Raw genomic sequence first — 14751 nt, 5'->3', positions numbered from 1 at the left:
AGCCCGCCGGTGTACAAGGGCAGGCCTGATTCGAACAGCAGAGGATTAACGGAATGGCGAATTCAGAGGCACTTCTGCATCAGGTTCATGCGTGATTCTGTTTCTCAGGTCACGGCGAATCATCTCAATCGCCCAGAACCAGAAAATATGGCCAACCAGTTCTGACACATACTCATCCAGCGGAAGTCCGGATAACGGCGGCGTCAGCCCCAGCAGAGGGAAACTGATCCAGTGAACAGCAATGGTGGCAACAATCCCCGCCATCGCGCCCTGCCATAATTTTACTTTCGGGAAAACTTCCGCCACCAGGCAATAGCCAATCGCGAAGACCAGAGAGAAAATGATGTGGGTGATATGGACAGGGTTAATGATGTGCTCGGAGAAGTGGTAAACCGCCTGAGTAGGATCGATACCCAGATAGTCTCTCAGGAACAGGAACGGCGGGTTAAACGCATCACGTCCACCGGAGAACGTACGGGGTGGAAGCGGAACTTCTGCCCCCCATTTAACAAATGCAGACATCAGCCCGGATATCATACCGACAAATAAAGCCACGCCGTATCTGCGTCTTTTTGGAGCTGTCATGACGAAAAAATCTTTAATTTTCATAAATCACCCACGGTTAGATTAATGTCGCGAGAGATTAATACGTTACAATTTTATACATTTGATCTTGATCACTCTTTAGTTTTTTTATAAATAAGAAAACCAAAGCATGACTGTACGGCGCAGTGATAGTGATATTGCATCATTCTTCAAGCTTGCTGCTTATGGACGTAACATCACCCTAATTGATATTAATACACACATCAATACACCTGAGTAATGAATTTTCTATATAAATAACAGAATATTCCTACAAATCACGGAAGACCCATAAAAACGAAGGAAAAATCTTAAAGAAAATTCTTAAAAATTGAGGAATTAAAATAATTAAACATATTTTTTTTAAAAAAATTAATTATCAATTCCCTCCTTGAACTTGCAAACAATAAATCACATGTGAAATAAAATCAAACCATTGAATTTAAATGATTTATAAATAAATTTCTTTCTAAATACTCTCTAGAAATCAGCAGAAACACCTTTCAGATAAAACGCTATAGACACTTTACCCTCACTGCCAGCATTGATTAATTTGAGTTAAGGAATATCATGCGCCGGTAAGACATTCATTAGCCGCATTAGCAATGAGCGTGTCTTACTTTAACTCCATTTGTGGCCTTGCAGGAAGCAGCGCTCTCACTTTTCTGCTTGTCGCAAAAATATATACCGCCCTAACTACAAGCAGGGAATTAGCAATGTCTAACAGCTTCCAAAATGAGATACCCAAAGCGCGCGTTAATATAAAACTTGACCTGCACACCGGTGGCGCACAGAAAAAAATCGAACTGCCATTAAAGCTCATGGTGATGGGCGACTACAGCAACGGCAAAGAAAATCGCCCGTTATCTGAACGCGAAAAAGTGAACATTAATAAGAATAACTTTAACAGCGTGCTGGCCGAATTCAGCCCGTCATTGAACCTGACCGTTGAAAATACACTGGCAGGTGATCGCAGCGAAGAAAGCCTCAGACTCTCCTTTACCGAAATGAAAGATTTCGAACCTGAGCAGGTTGCCCGTCAGATCCCACAACTTCGCGCCATGCTCGCCATGCGTAATTTATTACGCGACCTCAAATCCAATCTTTTAGACAACGCCACCTTCCGTAAAGAGCTCGAAACCATCCTTAAAGATGACACGCTGAGCGACGACTTACGTAACGAACTGGCGGCTCTTGCCCCGAAAAATGCTTAACCCTTCCTGAACCGGATTAACCTGAGACGATGCTTATGTCTGTTAACACAGAAAATAGTCAAGAAAGCCGCACTACCGTGCTGGAACATGCCGACGCAGGAAGTGTTTACGCGTCATTATTTGAAAAAATCAACCTGACTCCGGTCTCCTCGCTGGGCGACGTGAACGTCTTCCAGGACAACCAGGCGATGTCTGACGTCACCACCGACGAGCGCGTAACCGCCGCGGTACAGGTGTTCCTTGAGCGCCTGAAGCAGTCAGGCCAGAAAGTAGAACGTCTGGATAAAACCCTGCTGGACGGCCATATCGCCATGCTCGACGAGCAAATCAGCCGTCAGTTGGACGTGGTCATGCATCATCCTGATTTCCAGCGCGTTGAATCCGGCTGGCGTGGCCTGAAGTTCCTGATCGACCGTACTGATTTCCGTCAGAACGTAAAAATCGAACTGCTGGACGTCTCCAAAGACGACCTGCGTCAGGACTTCGAAGATTGCCCCGAAATTATTCAGAGCGGCCTGTACCGTCATACCTACATTCAGGAATATGACACTCCGGGCGGCGAGCCGATCGGTTCGGTGATCTCCAACTACGAATTTGATGCGAGTGCACAAGACATCGCACTGCTGCGTAATATTTCGAAAGTGTCTGCGGCGGCACACATGCCATTCGTCGGCTCGGTTGGCCCGAAATTCTTCCTCAAAGACTCCATGGAAGACGTCGCGGCCATTAAAGACATTGGTAACTACTTTGACCGCGCCGAGTACATCAAATGGAAATCCTTCCGTGACTCCGATGACTCCCGCTATATCGGCCTGACCATGCCGCGCGTGCTCGGCCGTCTGCCTTATGGCCCGGACACTGTGCCGGTTCGCAGCTTCAACTACGTTGAAGAAGTGAAAGGCCCGGATCACGAAAAATACCTGTGGACCAACGCCGCGTTCTCGTTTGCGGCCAACATGGTGAAAAGCTTCATCAAAAACGGCTGGTGTGTACAGATCCGTGGCCCACAGGCTGGCGGCGCGGTCACTGACCTGCCGATCCACCTGTATGACCTCGGCACCGGCAATCAGGTGAAAATCCCGTCCGAAGTGATGATCCCTGAAACCCGCGAATTTGAGTTTGCCAACCTGGGTTTCATCCCACTGTCTTACTACAAAAACCGCGACTACTCGTGCTTCTTCTCCGCCAACTCGGCGCAGAAACCGGCGCTGTATGACACCGCAGATGCCACGGCCAACAGCCGCATCAACGCCCGTCTGCCGTACATCTTCCTGCTGTCACGCATCGCGCATTACCTGAAACTGATCCAACGCGAAAACATCGGCACCACCAAAGATCGCCGCCTGCTGGAGCTGGAACTGAATACCTGGGTCCGCACGCTGGTGACTGAGATGACCGATCCGGGCGATGACCTGCAAGCTTCCCACCCGCTGCGCGATGCCAAAGTGACCGTAGAAGATATCGAGGACAACCCGGGCTTCTTCCGCGTGAAACTCTACGCAGTGCCACACTTCCAGGTCGAAGGCATGGACGTGAATCTGTCGTTGGTTTCTCAGATGCCTAAAGCGAAAGCATAAGGGCGGAGGCACCATGAAGATTGAGCGTCCCCTGTGGACACGCGGGATCCTGGTTTCTCCGCAGCAGTTTCAACAACAGGCCTCTCTCGAGGCCTGGACTAATGAATGTATTGCGCAAATGGGCATCCTGCATCCATGGGGGGTGCTCCATGCCACGTTTGAGCAGGACGCGCTGGCTCAGGGGCGTTTGAAAGCGGAACGTCTGCAGGTGCGCTTTCCGGATGGGGTTCTGGTCGACACAGATTGTGCCGACGCACTCCCGCCAACGTTAACGCTTGCTGCAAATCTGCCTGCGGATGCTACGGAAGCCACCGTGATGTTAGCCATGCCGCAGCTTTATGCCAACGGCGGTAACTGCCTGCAGCCTGACGAGCGGGCCGAACGTCCGGTGCGTTATCGCCAGGCATGGCGTGATGTGCAAAATCAGTATGGCGACGATAAGAAACAGGTTGCCGTGATGACGCACGAGCTCACGCTTCGTCTGGACAAGCAGGAAAACGCCGATTATCAGATATGCCCGGTAGCCCGCTTACTGCGTGATGCGCAGGGCCGCTGGACACAGGACATGAACTTCATTCCACCCATGTTGAGCCTGCAGGCTAGCCGCTGGTGTGGTGAGCAGTTGGAAATGCTGATGGTACAGCTGCGGGCGCGTTTGCAGCGCCTGATGGGCATGCGCCGCGAAAGCAACGCGCGCATGGCCGACTTTGCCGTGGCCGACGTGTCGTTGTTCTGGCTACTTAATGCCCTGAATGGCGCAGAGCCGGTGCTGGGGAATTTTCAGCGCTATCCACAGGTACACCCGGAACGTTTGTACCAGGAACTGGCAAGACTGGCGGGCAACCTTTTGACCTTCTCGCTGGACCATGATGTCACGGCTATTCCTGTCTACCGGCATGACCGCCTGACGGCCGTTTTCCCGCCGCTGTTTGCCCTGTTGAACATTCTGCTCGAAGCCAGCCTGCCGTCACGCGTGGTGGCGATAGAGCTGGTTCACGAACCGCGTATTAACCAATGGCACGGTAACTTGCACGACCCGCGTCTGCGCGAAGACGTGGATTTCTACCTGTCGGTACGCTCCTCCCTGTCGGCTTCCCAGTTGCAAATCCAGTTCCCGCAACTGTGTAAAGTCGGCGCGCCGGACGACGTCGGTAACGTAGTGAATGTGGCACTGAATGGCATTCCGCTGCGCCCTCTGAGCCATGTCCCAGCCGCTATTCCTCTACGTCTGGAAAATCAATATTTCTCCCTTGATCTTAACCATCCTGCAGCGAAGCAGATGATGGAGGCCGGTGCCTGCGTGTTCTACGTACCGGGTACGCTCGGTGAGATCCAACTTGAACTGTTTGCGGTATTACGCGCATGAGCCACCCCATGAAAATACAGACGGAGTCTGTCGATATTGACGCACTGCTCGCCGATACCTGGTTGCAGGTGATCAGCCTGCGGCAGGGCATGATCTGCCCTGAAGGCGAAGGACGAATGTTCTGGCAGCGCTGCGTAGCAGATATTGAACGTGTTCAGCAGGCACTGAAAGAGGCCGACGTCAGCGAACAAAGCTGCCAGCACATCATGTATGCCCAGTGCGCAGTGCTGGATGAAACCGTAAAAGGACGGAGCGTACAGGATGATGCCTACTACGTATGGTGCAACTCCCCCCTGCAGGCGCATTTTTTCAATACGCTGGACGCGGGCAGCCAACTTTACGAGCGGATGCGTAGTGTATTGCATGAGCCGGCCCCGGACATCGCCGTCATGACCTGCTTCCATCGGGTGCTGATGTTGGGATTCCAGGGCAGTTACAGCTCGCTGGCGGCCACAGAACGCGAACAACTTGTCGACCAACTGTCCGCACGGGTGCCGGTATTTAGCTTTGCACCGTCGCGACCAGTACTGGCGATCGCGACATCACGTAGTCGTCTTAGTGTATGGCTACGCTACTGGCCAGTGCGTCTTGGGCTGGCCTTCGTTATCGTCGCGGGACTGTGGTGGGGCCTTGACCATTGGCTGTCAGGCTTGTTGTCGACTTTGTTGCCGGGGTCCGTGTGATGAGTCCGGGATGGCGCCGCGCATTATGGTTATGGACAGGATTTCTGGCCGGTATGCTGTGTCTGGCGTTTCTGCCTCTGTCACCGAAAGCCAGCTGGGCAGCCTTCCTGTCGGTTGTGCTTATTTGCGCCATTGGACTGTGGAGAACCGGTGGTAAACCCAGGACGGAGTTCTCCGACGCGCTCCCCGACGGGCTGCCACCGGAAAACTACCGTTTACCCGTGGTGCTGGTCTGTGGTGATAGCTTAGCGCCCCTGTTTGGCGACGAGAGGCTGCATCAGTCCGCACAGGGATGCTGGCTGCGGGTCGATGACGTAAGCTCGCTTCGCCAGTTTGCTCGACAGTTGTTGTGGCAGCGCCCAGAATGGGGCAGACAGCTGGCTGTCATGGTCGTGGTAAACCCGCAACAGCACACCGACGAGCGTGCGCTGACCACTCGCCTGTATGAATTACGCTGGCAACTGGTGCAGTTGCGCCGCGATACGCGCCGCACCATTCCGCTGCTTCTTTGCAGCACAGTCGCGACCAGCGTTGCAAAGACGCCGGTCTGGCTGTCACAGCAGCTTGCACAACCCATCACCCTGTGGCGGACCGTCACGATGCCAGAAACGCTGACCAACTGGCAGCGTGGTGACAGTAGTAGCGAACAGGCCGAGCGGCTGAAACAAACGGTCGTCTTCAATCACCATAATAACTGGTTGAACGCACAGGTGCTGCCTGCGTTGCAGGAGCGCAACGACGACGTCGCGTGCGTGTCCCCGCAGCAGGTTATCTTGCATCAGGTCGCCGGGCTGAAAGACCTCGAACTTGCTTCTCTCTGGCAACATTGGCTGGTCTCGCATACTGCCCTGACGCAGGTGGCCGGCTGGCATCCGAACGCCGGTACCGAAACCACTCACCTGCTGTTCCCTGATTTTATCTTTTCCGATCTTCCCGTGGGCCACGGTCTGTCATCCCGCCGACGGATGCTGCGCCATGGCGTCACGCTACTGACGCTGGCCGCCGTAGCGGCCTTGTGTTGTAGCGCCTGGCATAACCGACAGCTGTTGCATCGGGTCGCTTTCGATATTCGCCATTACGACAGCCTAAAGATGAACGACTACGTGCCTAAAGCTAAGGCTGTTGAGGTATTGCGTCAGGATGCTGCGCAACTGGATGACTGGTTCCGCAACGGTGAACCGCTACGTCTGGGTTTAGGGCTTTATCAGGGTGAGCGTCTGCGCCTGCCGCTGCTAGCCGCGATCAAAACCTATGTGCCCCCACCGCCTCCGCCACCACCCGCATCGGCCCCGAAGACTGTGCGTCTCGACGCCCTGTCGCTGTTCGATACCGGCAAATATCAGCTCAAACCGAACAGCACCAAGATGCTGGTCAGCGCGCTGATCGATATCAAAGCCAAACCCGGCTGGCTGATCGTGGTTGCAGGCCATACCGATATCACCGGTGACGCACCCGCTAACCAAATTTTATCCCAGAAACGGGCCGAAGCGCTGCGCGACTGGATGCTTTCCACCAGTGACGTTTCCCCGACCTGCTTTGCGGTGCAGGGCTACGGCGCGACACGCCCGATTGCAACAAACGACACCGCAGAAGGCCGTGCGGCTAACCGTCGTGTCGAAATCAGTCTGGTGCCACAGGCTAACGCCTGTCAGGCAGCAGCACCTCAACCTGCATCAGGATCTGATGCAGGGATAACAACAAGCAAGGAGAAGTAAACCATGGCAATTCCAGTTTATCTGTGGCTGAAAGACGACGGCGGTGCGGACATTAAAGGTTCCGTTGATGTTAAAGATCGCGAAGGCAGCATCGAAGTGGTTGCACAGCAACATAACCTGTACATCCCTACAGACAACAACACCGGCAAACTGACGGGTACCCGTATTCATACCCCGTTCCTGTTTACCAAAGAAATCGATTCATCCAGCCCGTATTTGTACAAGGCTGTAACCACCGGTCAGACCCTGAAATCTGCCGAGTTCAAATGGTATCGCATTAACGATGCTGGCCAGGAAGTGGAGTATTTCAACACCAAGCTTGAGAACGTCAAACTGGTGAAAGTTGCGCCAGAAATGTACGACATCAAAGATGCGTCTAAAGAGAAGCACAACCATCTTGAGCGCATTGAACTGCGTTACGAAAAAATCACCTGGACCTACAAAGACGGCAACATCATTCATTCCGATTCCTGGAACGAACGTACCACCGCGTAATACCTCACCGCAGACGGTTCGCCGCCTGCGGTTTTTGTTGTTTGCAAAACCGCTTCATCAAGCCGTTTCGCAAACAGCAAAACACGTCGGACATCGACCTAATGGGCCTGGGTTCCTGCAAAGGAGAGGCTACGGGCGGTAGCGTACCCAAAAAAAGGAATGCAGCATGGAAAACCAGTCAGCCGTTTTATTACGTCGTTTAAATCCTTATTGTGCGCAGGCGCTGGAAGCCGCAGCGACCCTTTGTCAGACCCGCGCCCACAGCGAAATCACCATTGAACACTGGCTGCTGAAACTGCTGGAGCTGGGCGAAGGCGACATCACCGTGCTGGCGCGCCGCTACGAGTGGGACATGGACAGCCTGTGGCAAAGCCTGTTATCCCATATCGACACCCTGCCGCGTTCGGTACATACCCGCCCGGTGTTATCCGATGCCCTCAATGCCCTGATGCAGTCCGCCTGGCTGGCCGCATCTTTACAAGACAGCGCCGACCGCGTGCGCAGCATTCATTTACTGGAAGCCCTGACCGCGCAACCGCAGCTTCTGCGCTGTGAAGGCGCATGGCCGCTGTTCAGCCTGAGCGCAACGCAGATCTCCCGCCTCAAGCCGCTGCTGGACGCCCAGTCCGACGAGCGCCCGGCGCTGCAACAGCAGGCCAGCCTGAATAGGCCGGTCTCTTCGCTCAATGAGCCGTCTGCAAAACCTAAAGCCGACAATCTGTCCGGTCAGGCATTAAGTGAAGCCTTACAGGCCGCGCTGGATAAATTCACGTTGGACGTCACGGCGAAAGCCAAAGCAGGGCAAATTGATCCGATCTTCGGGCGCGATACCGAGATCCGCCAGATGATCGACATCCTGTCGCGCCGCCGTAAAAACAACCCGATTTTGGTGGGTGAACCGGGCGTAGGTAAGACCGCGCTGGTCGAAGGTCTGGCGCTGCGCATTGCCGAGGGCAATGTGCCGGACAGCCTGAAAACCGTTAGCCTGCGCACCCTGGATCTTGGCCTGTTGCAGGCCGGTGCCGGTGTCAAAGGCGAGTTTGAACAACGCCTGAAAAACGTCATCGACGCCGTGCAGCAGTCGCCAACGCCGGTGCTGCTGTTTATCGACGAAGCGCACACTATTATCGGCGCGGGCAATCAGGCCGGTGGTGCAGATGCCGCCAACCTGCTAAAACCGGCCCTCGCCCGTGGCGAACTGCGCACCATCGCCGCCACTACCTGGTCTGAGTACAAACAGTATTTTGAACGCGACGCTGCCCTTGAGCGCCGTTTCCAGATGGTCAAAGTCGACGAGCCTGACGACGCCAAAGCCAGTCTGATGCTGCGTGGCCTCAAAGGCCGCTACGCCCAGCACCACGGCGTGCATATTCTGGACGCCGCCATCACTGCCGCCGTCACCCTGTCGCGCCGCTTTTTGACCGGTCGCCAACTGCCGGACAAAGCCGTTGACCTGCTCGACACCGCCGGTGCCCGCGTGCGTATGAGCATCGACACCCTGCCGCAAGCGCTGATGGAGATTAACGCCGAACTGGCGGCGCTGGCGATGGAGCAACAGGCCATCGAACAGGACCTGCTGCTGCTGCCGAACATCGGTTCAACACGTCTGAACGACATTGCAAAACGCCGTGAAGAACTGGCCATCGACCAGCAAAAACTTGAACAACAGTATGAAAATGAAAAACGCCTGACCACGCAGATCATCGACGCGCGTCAGGAGATCGCCGACGTTGCCCACCTGGCCGCGCTGCAAGAAGAACTCAGCCAGGTTCAGGGCAACGCGCCGCTGCTGTCACTGGATGTCGATGCCCGAACCGTCGCTACCGTGATTGCCGACTGGACCGGGGTGCCGCTCTCCAGCCTGCTGAAAGACGAGCAGACCGATTTATTGCAGCTGGAAAACCATCTCGCCACCCGCGTGGTGGGTCAGGATGCCGCGCTGGTCGATATGGCACAGCGCCTGCGCGCCGCCAAAACCGGCCTGACATCTGAGAATGGTCCACTGGGCGTATTCCTGCTGGTCGGCCCCAGCGGCGTGGGTAAAACCGAGACGGCGCTGTCGCTGGCCGATACTCTGTTCGGTGGTGAGAAATCCCTTATCACCATCAACATGTCCGAGTATCAGGAAGCGCATACCGTTTCCCAGCTGAAAGGCTCTCCTCCGGGTTATGTCGGTTACGGTCAGGGCGGGATTCTGACCGAAGCAGTACGCAAACGCCCGTACAGCGTGGTGCTGCTCGATGAAGTGGAAAAGGCCCACCGGGATGTTATCAACCTGTTCTACCAGGTGTTTGACCGCGGCATCATGCGCGACGGTGAAGGCCGCGAAATCGATTTTCGCAATACTGTCATTTTGATGACCGCCAATCTGGGCAGCGACCATCTGATGCAGCTATTGGAAGAGCAACCAGAATCCACCAATAGCGACTTGCATGAACTGCTGCGCCCTATTCTGCGCGACCACTTCCAGCCTGCACTGCTGGCCCGCTTCCAGACACTGATTTACCGCCCACTGGACGCTATAGCACTGCGAACCATCGTCGAGATGAAGCTGGCGCAGGTTGCCAAACGGCTGAACAAACATTACGGCCTGCAAACCACTATTGAAGAAAGCCTGTACGACACCCTGGTCGCCGCCTGTCTGCTGCCGGACACCGGCGCACGCAACATCGACAGTCTGCTTAATCAACAGATTTTACCGGTACTGAGCCAGCAACTGCTGCAGCGCATGTCAGCACAAGAGCGCACCACGTCGCTGACATTGGGCTGGGATGAAGAGGAAGGGATCACGCTGGAATTTAATGGAGAACAACAAGCATGAGCTTACTCGGCGCAATGTCAATCCCGGTGATTTTTGACCACAGTCACCACAAATTAGCCGTGCGCAACAACACGGCTGACCTCGACGTGCTGAGCTTTACCGGTAAAGAGAGTCTGAGCACACCATTTAGTTACGACATCCAATTTACCAGCAGCAACAAAAACATCGACCCAACTACCCTGCTGATGCAGGATGCCTCGCTGACCCTGCAGGCCCCGGTGCTAGAGGCTTTCGGCGTGTCTGTCCAGCAGCCACAGCGCGTTATTCAGGGCGTGGTCACCAGTTTTAAGCGCCTATCGACGTCGAAGGATGAGAGCCGCTACGAGCTTTGCCTGCAGCCGCGTCTGGCCCTGCTCTCTCGCAGCCATCAGAACGGTATCTATCAGGACATCTCGGTGCCGGGTATCGTGGAGAAAATCCTGCGCGAGCGCCACGACATGCGCGGCCAGGACTTTGTCTTCACGTTGGCGCGTGAGTATCCTCGCCGCGAACAGGTGATGCAGTACGGTGAAGATGACCTGACCTTCATCTCCCGCCTGCTAAGCGAAGTCGGTATCTGGTTCCGCTTTACCGCAGACCCGAAACTTAACATCGACGTGGTGGCGTTTTATGACGACCAGCGTTACTACGAACAAGGGCTGACGTTACAGGCCGTGCCGCCTTCCGGCATGCACGACAGCGGCGTTGAATCGGCATGGGATTTAGCCAGCCACCATCAGGTGGTCGAAAAATCCGTCAGCACCGGTGACTACAACTACCGTACCGCGACGGCCGACATGACCTCCGGTGCCGATGTCACCCGGGGCGATGCCACGACCTACGGCGAAGCCTACCATTACGCCGACAACTACCTGACCGCCGGTGCCGAAGGGCGTGACCCGGAGCCGGAGAGCGGCGCGTTCTATGCCCGCCTGCGTCACGAGCAGTACCTGAATCATCAGGCGCGGTTCTCGGGCGTCGCCAGCGCCGCGACGCTGGTGCCGGGTCTGGAGCTGAAGGTCACCGGCAGTGACAGTCCAACGCCGTTTACCAAAGGTATCATTATCACCCACACCGTCAGCACGGCGCGGCGTGACAAAAGCTTTGAAGTGGAATTTGAGGCCATTCCCTATTCCGAGGACTACTGCTTCCGCCCGGCGCTGGTCAATAAACCGGTGATGGCCGGTACCCTGCCCGCCCGCGTCACCAGTACGACCGCCAACGACACCTACGGACATATCGACAAAGACGGGCGTTATCGCGTCACTATGCTGTTTGACCGCGACGCGTGGGAGCAGGGCTACGAAAGTCTGTGGGTCCGTCAGGCACGACCGTACGCTGGTGATACCTACGGTATGCACCTGCCGCTGCTGGCGGGTACCGAAGTGGCGATTGCCTTTGAAAACGGCAACCCGGACCGCCCTTATATTGCCCATGTGCTGCATGATTCCGCGCACGGTGACCACGTCACCATCCGCAACTACAAGCGGAACGTCCTGCGCACGCCGGCCAATAACAAACTGCGTCTGGATGATGAGAAAGGCAAAGAGCACATCAAGCTCAGCACCGAGTACGGCGGCAAGAGCCAGCTGAATCTGGGGCACTTGGTGGATGCCGAGAAGCAACAGCGTGGTGAAGGTTTTGAGCTGCGCACCGACCTGTTCGGGGCGATACGTGCGGAGAAAGGGATTTTTATCAGTGCGGATGGTCAGGGGAAGGCACAGGGGAAAGTGCTGGAGATGGACGCAGTCATTAGTGAGATGACCTCACTTCAGGAAATGGCGCAATCACTTTCCACAGATGCTCAAACGGCGACCGCCAATCCTGCAGATATGGCAGCGCAGGTTGCCCTGATTAATCAGCGTGTAAAAGATTTAACCGCCTCGGTCTTACTGATGCACGCCCCAAAAGGCGTTGCACTGACCAGCGGCGAACATCTGCAAATATCCGCCAGCCAGAATCTGATTGCTACTGCTGGGAAAAATACTGATATCAGCGTGGCGAAGAACTTCTTTATCGGTGTGGGTAATACCTTAAGTATCTTCGTGAGAAAACTGGGAATGAAGCTGATCGCCAACCAGGGGCCAATTACCGTACAGGCACAGAATGACCTGATGGAATTACTGGCCCGCAAGGCAATCACCATCACCAGTACCGAAGATGAGATAAAAATTACCGCCAAGAAAAAGATCACGATTAACGGTGGCGGAAGTTATATCACGCTGGATGAGAATAAGATTGAGTCGGGGACGGCTGGAGAGTACCTGACGAAAGCGGGGCATTATGGACGGCAGGAGAAGGCGAAGCAGGTTGTGAATATGCCTGTATTCCAGAAAATATCCTCAGATGACCACAATATCCGCCTTCTTTGCGCAGATGATAATGGTAAATTTTATGGAAATACAAAATATATAGCTTACTTCCCTGACGGTACTCACAAAGAAGGAATGACGGATACCGAGGGACAGACTGAAGTCTTTACGACACGTGAAGCCCAGGATGTTTACATCCGTTTATTGACAAAATAAGGAAGTAAAAGAATGGCTAAATATTATGTATACACACAAGTTAAATCCAATGTTGACCCATCGCTCTTAGCCTATGATATGCAAGTTCATAAGACAGGAGGCAATGGCATAAAACAATATGTTCTTCAAACCGGAATACAACCCTTACCAGCAAACTATATAACCAAGAAACACGAAACCAGTGATATATCAGAAAGTCAATCTGCAATATTCATCCTGGAAGTTATGCTTTACCGAAAGTCAGGCGCTGATTACATACCAGCACTGAGTAAACCTGCAAGTTCTATATATTCACTTGGTGAGTTCTCCAGTGATACAGCAGTTAATAATAACTCCAGAGAGAATATTATATACATGGAGACTACACAGCAAACTAAAAAATCAAAAGAGGGTGAAATCCATACATATAACTTGACTATATCGCGAAAGGAAAGAGTGTTTATTGCACCAGAGCATCCAATTGGTGATCCTTTAGATCCATTTACTCAAGAGAAAATTGATAGTCAATTATCTAATAGATTAAATCACCTATCTTATCCTGACCAAAATAGAACCATGTTATGTGGGCCAGCTGCGTTTTTTTATTGTTTACTAAAAGACAGGCCTGACTTATACAAGCAAGCAGTTGTTGATCTATCGGAAATAGGTAAAACCAAAATTGGAACTTTAGAAATAAACCCTTCGAAAGGCACAAAACATCCGGAAGGATATTTCGAAAATGGCATTGAAAAAATCTCAGCTATTGATTGGATATCTCTTGCAAGTTTACGAGATTCAGAAAATACCATTTTGAATTATGACAGCCCTGCAGACAAGATATCAGCAATAACAATGTGGGGAGTATTAGAAAGTTGGTTTACAAAAGTAGGAGCATCAAAAGAATTTAGTAATATAAGCATAATTACAAGCAACGTAAATGATGTTTGTGATCTAAATGAATATGTTAAAAATGGAAATCATATTGTATGTCTAATTTCTGCAGGAATGCTACAATTGGGAGCAGATTCCCCATTTAAAGATCATTGGATTGTATGGGAAGGGCAAGTTAAGTTAAAAAAAGATAATTCGCTTATCACACTGACTACTGATTTATCTGAAGTCATACAATTGAATCTATTCTCTTGGGGAGAGGTAAGTAACTCACTAAAGGTAGATTTAACTTTAGAACGGTTCCTTAAACATACTTTTGGAGGGATGGTATTCAAAAAAATACCATAAATATGACAATGAATAAAAAAATATGCTATTTGTTTTTTTTAATAACTGGATGTACTCCAGGAATAAAATTCACTCCAGACTCATTACCAGGAGCAACAGTAGGTGTTTCTTATCATACAGAAATAAATATAAGTGGTGGTTCAGGCCCAGTAGCATCTAGCCACTCATATAAAATCGAACCAGAAAACCTAGGGATTTATATCGATGTTTGCAACGACAAATCCCCAGTGAAGTATAATTGCATAGAGCTGAAAGGTACTCCAAGTAAAAAAGGGAATATAACAGTAATATTAATTGGTGGGACTATACCTACATCTCTCACTTCATCATCAGTAGGGTTTAAGAAAATTTATACTCTAGACATAAAACAACCGTAAAATCATAACTACCATATTACATATGGTACCAAATAAAATACGTTGCACACTGTACTATCATCTATTTACTAATCAGTGGTTGCACGTCGGTAACAACATTTACACTAGATATATTACCTGACACTACCGTCGAGAAGCTCTATCATTTTGATATCGTTATAGGCGGTGGCCCAGGCCCTGTGATAAAAGAGCC

At 52.4% G+C, this 14751-nt stretch carries 11 protein-coding genes; 10 read left to right on the top strand and 1 reads right to left on the bottom strand.

Translation table 11 applies throughout. From position 1 onward, the window contains the following. Nucleotides 1–45: 45 nt before the first annotated feature. Nucleotides 46–609, bottom strand: a complete 564-nt coding sequence (locus ACZRKO_RS01635; protein ID WP_463735535.1) for a YagU family protein — start codon at nt 607–609, stop codon at nt 46–48. Between the two features lie 692 nt (nt 610–1301). On the opposite strand from ACZRKO_RS01635, the gene tssB reads away from it, so the two are divergent. The 10 genes from tssB to ACZRKO_RS01585 all read left to right on the top strand — a co-directional run bounded on the left by tssB (nt 1302) and on the right by ACZRKO_RS01585 (nt 14558). Then, nucleotides 1302–1799, top strand: coding sequence for a type VI secretion system contractile sheath small subunit (gene tssB / locus ACZRKO_RS01630; protein WP_463735534.1), 498 nt, complete (start codon nt 1302–1304; stop codon nt 1797–1799). Nucleotides 1800–1828: 29 nt separating this feature from the next. Beyond that, entirely contained in the window at nt 1829–3376 is a 1548-nt protein-coding gene (gene tssC, locus ACZRKO_RS01625) for a type VI secretion system contractile sheath large subunit (RefSeq protein ID WP_463735533.1), read from the top strand. 13 nt (nt 3377–3389) lie between these two features. Next, complete coding sequence (gene tssK, locus ACZRKO_RS01620) at nt 3390–4742, top strand: type VI secretion system baseplate subunit TssK (protein ID WP_463735532.1); 1353 nt, start codon at nt 3390–3392, stop codon at nt 4740–4742. After that, nucleotides 4739–5425, top strand: a complete 687-nt coding sequence (tssL, locus tag ACZRKO_RS01615; RefSeq protein ID WP_463735531.1) for a type VI secretion system protein TssL, short form — start codon at nt 4739–4741, stop codon at nt 5423–5425. Before tssK ends, tssL begins: the two co-directional genes overlap by 4 nt. Beyond that, nucleotides 5425–7140, top strand: coding sequence for an OmpA family protein (locus tag ACZRKO_RS01610; protein WP_463735530.1), 1716 nt, complete (start codon nt 5425–5427; stop codon nt 7138–7140). Before tssL ends, ACZRKO_RS01610 begins: the two co-directional genes overlap by 1 nt. Nucleotides 7141–7143: 3 nt before the next feature. Next, a complete protein-coding gene (locus ACZRKO_RS01605; protein ID WP_463735529.1) occupies nt 7144–7635 on the top strand; it encodes an Hcp family type VI secretion system effector in 492 nt (163 codons plus the stop codon). 166 nt (nt 7636–7801) lie between these two features. Beyond that, a complete protein-coding gene (tssH, locus tag ACZRKO_RS01600) occupies nt 7802–10456 on the top strand; it encodes a type VI secretion system ATPase TssH (protein ID WP_463735528.1) in 2655 nt (884 codons plus the stop codon). A 14-nt stretch (nt 10457–10470) separates the two neighbouring features. Then, complete coding sequence (locus ACZRKO_RS01595) at nt 10471–12963, top strand: type VI secretion system Vgr family protein (RefSeq protein WP_463737436.1); 2493 nt, start codon at nt 10471–10473, stop codon at nt 12961–12963. Between the two features lie 12 nt (nt 12964–12975). Beyond that, nucleotides 12976–14181, top strand: a complete 1206-nt coding sequence (locus tag ACZRKO_RS01590) for a hypothetical protein (protein ID WP_463735527.1) — start codon at nt 12976–12978, stop codon at nt 14179–14181. An 8-nt stretch (nt 14182–14189) separates the two neighbouring features. Beyond that, entirely contained in the window at nt 14190–14558 is a 369-nt protein-coding gene (locus ACZRKO_RS01585; protein WP_463735526.1) for a hypothetical protein, read from the top strand. Nucleotides 14559–14751: the final 193 nt, after the last annotated feature.

The organism is Ewingella sp. C233 (genome assembly GCF_055407225.1).
Note: the sequence above shows the minus strand (reverse complement) of the source record. Positions and strands in the feature narration are given on the sequence as shown.

Excerpts from the sequence above, each read along its gene's own strand:
- ACZRKO_RS01635 (WP_463735535.1), bottom strand. The coding sequence starts at position 609 with ATGAAAATTAAAGATTTTTTCGTCATGACAGCTCCAAAAAGACGCAGA.
- tssB (WP_463735534.1), top strand. The coding sequence starts at position 1,302 with ATGTCTAACAGCTTCCAAAATGAGATACCCAAAGCGCGCGTTAATATA.
- tssC (WP_463735533.1), top strand. The coding sequence starts at position 1,829 with ATGCTTATGTCTGTTAACACAGAAAATAGTCAAGAAAGCCGCACTACC.
- tssK (WP_463735532.1), top strand. The coding sequence starts at position 3,390 with ATGAAGATTGAGCGTCCCCTGTGGACACGCGGGATCCTGGTTTCTCCG.
- tssL (WP_463735531.1), top strand. The coding sequence starts at position 4,739 with ATGAGCCACCCCATGAAAATACAGACGGAGTCTGTCGATATTGACGCA.
- ACZRKO_RS01610 (WP_463735530.1), top strand. The coding sequence starts at position 5,425 with ATGAGTCCGGGATGGCGCCGCGCATTATGGTTATGGACAGGATTTCTG.
- ACZRKO_RS01605 (WP_463735529.1), top strand. The coding sequence starts at position 7,144 with ATGGCAATTCCAGTTTATCTGTGGCTGAAAGACGACGGCGGTGCGGAC.
- tssH (WP_463735528.1), top strand. The coding sequence starts at position 7,802 with ATGGAAAACCAGTCAGCCGTTTTATTACGTCGTTTAAATCCTTATTGT.
- ACZRKO_RS01595 (WP_463737436.1), top strand. The coding sequence starts at position 10,471 with ATGTCAATCCCGGTGATTTTTGACCACAGTCACCACAAATTAGCCGTG.
- ACZRKO_RS01590 (WP_463735527.1), top strand. The coding sequence starts at position 12,976 with ATGGCTAAATATTATGTATACACACAAGTTAAATCCAATGTTGACCCA.
- ACZRKO_RS01585 (WP_463735526.1), top strand. The coding sequence starts at position 14,190 with ATGAATAAAAAAATATGCTATTTGTTTTTTTTAATAACTGGATGTACT.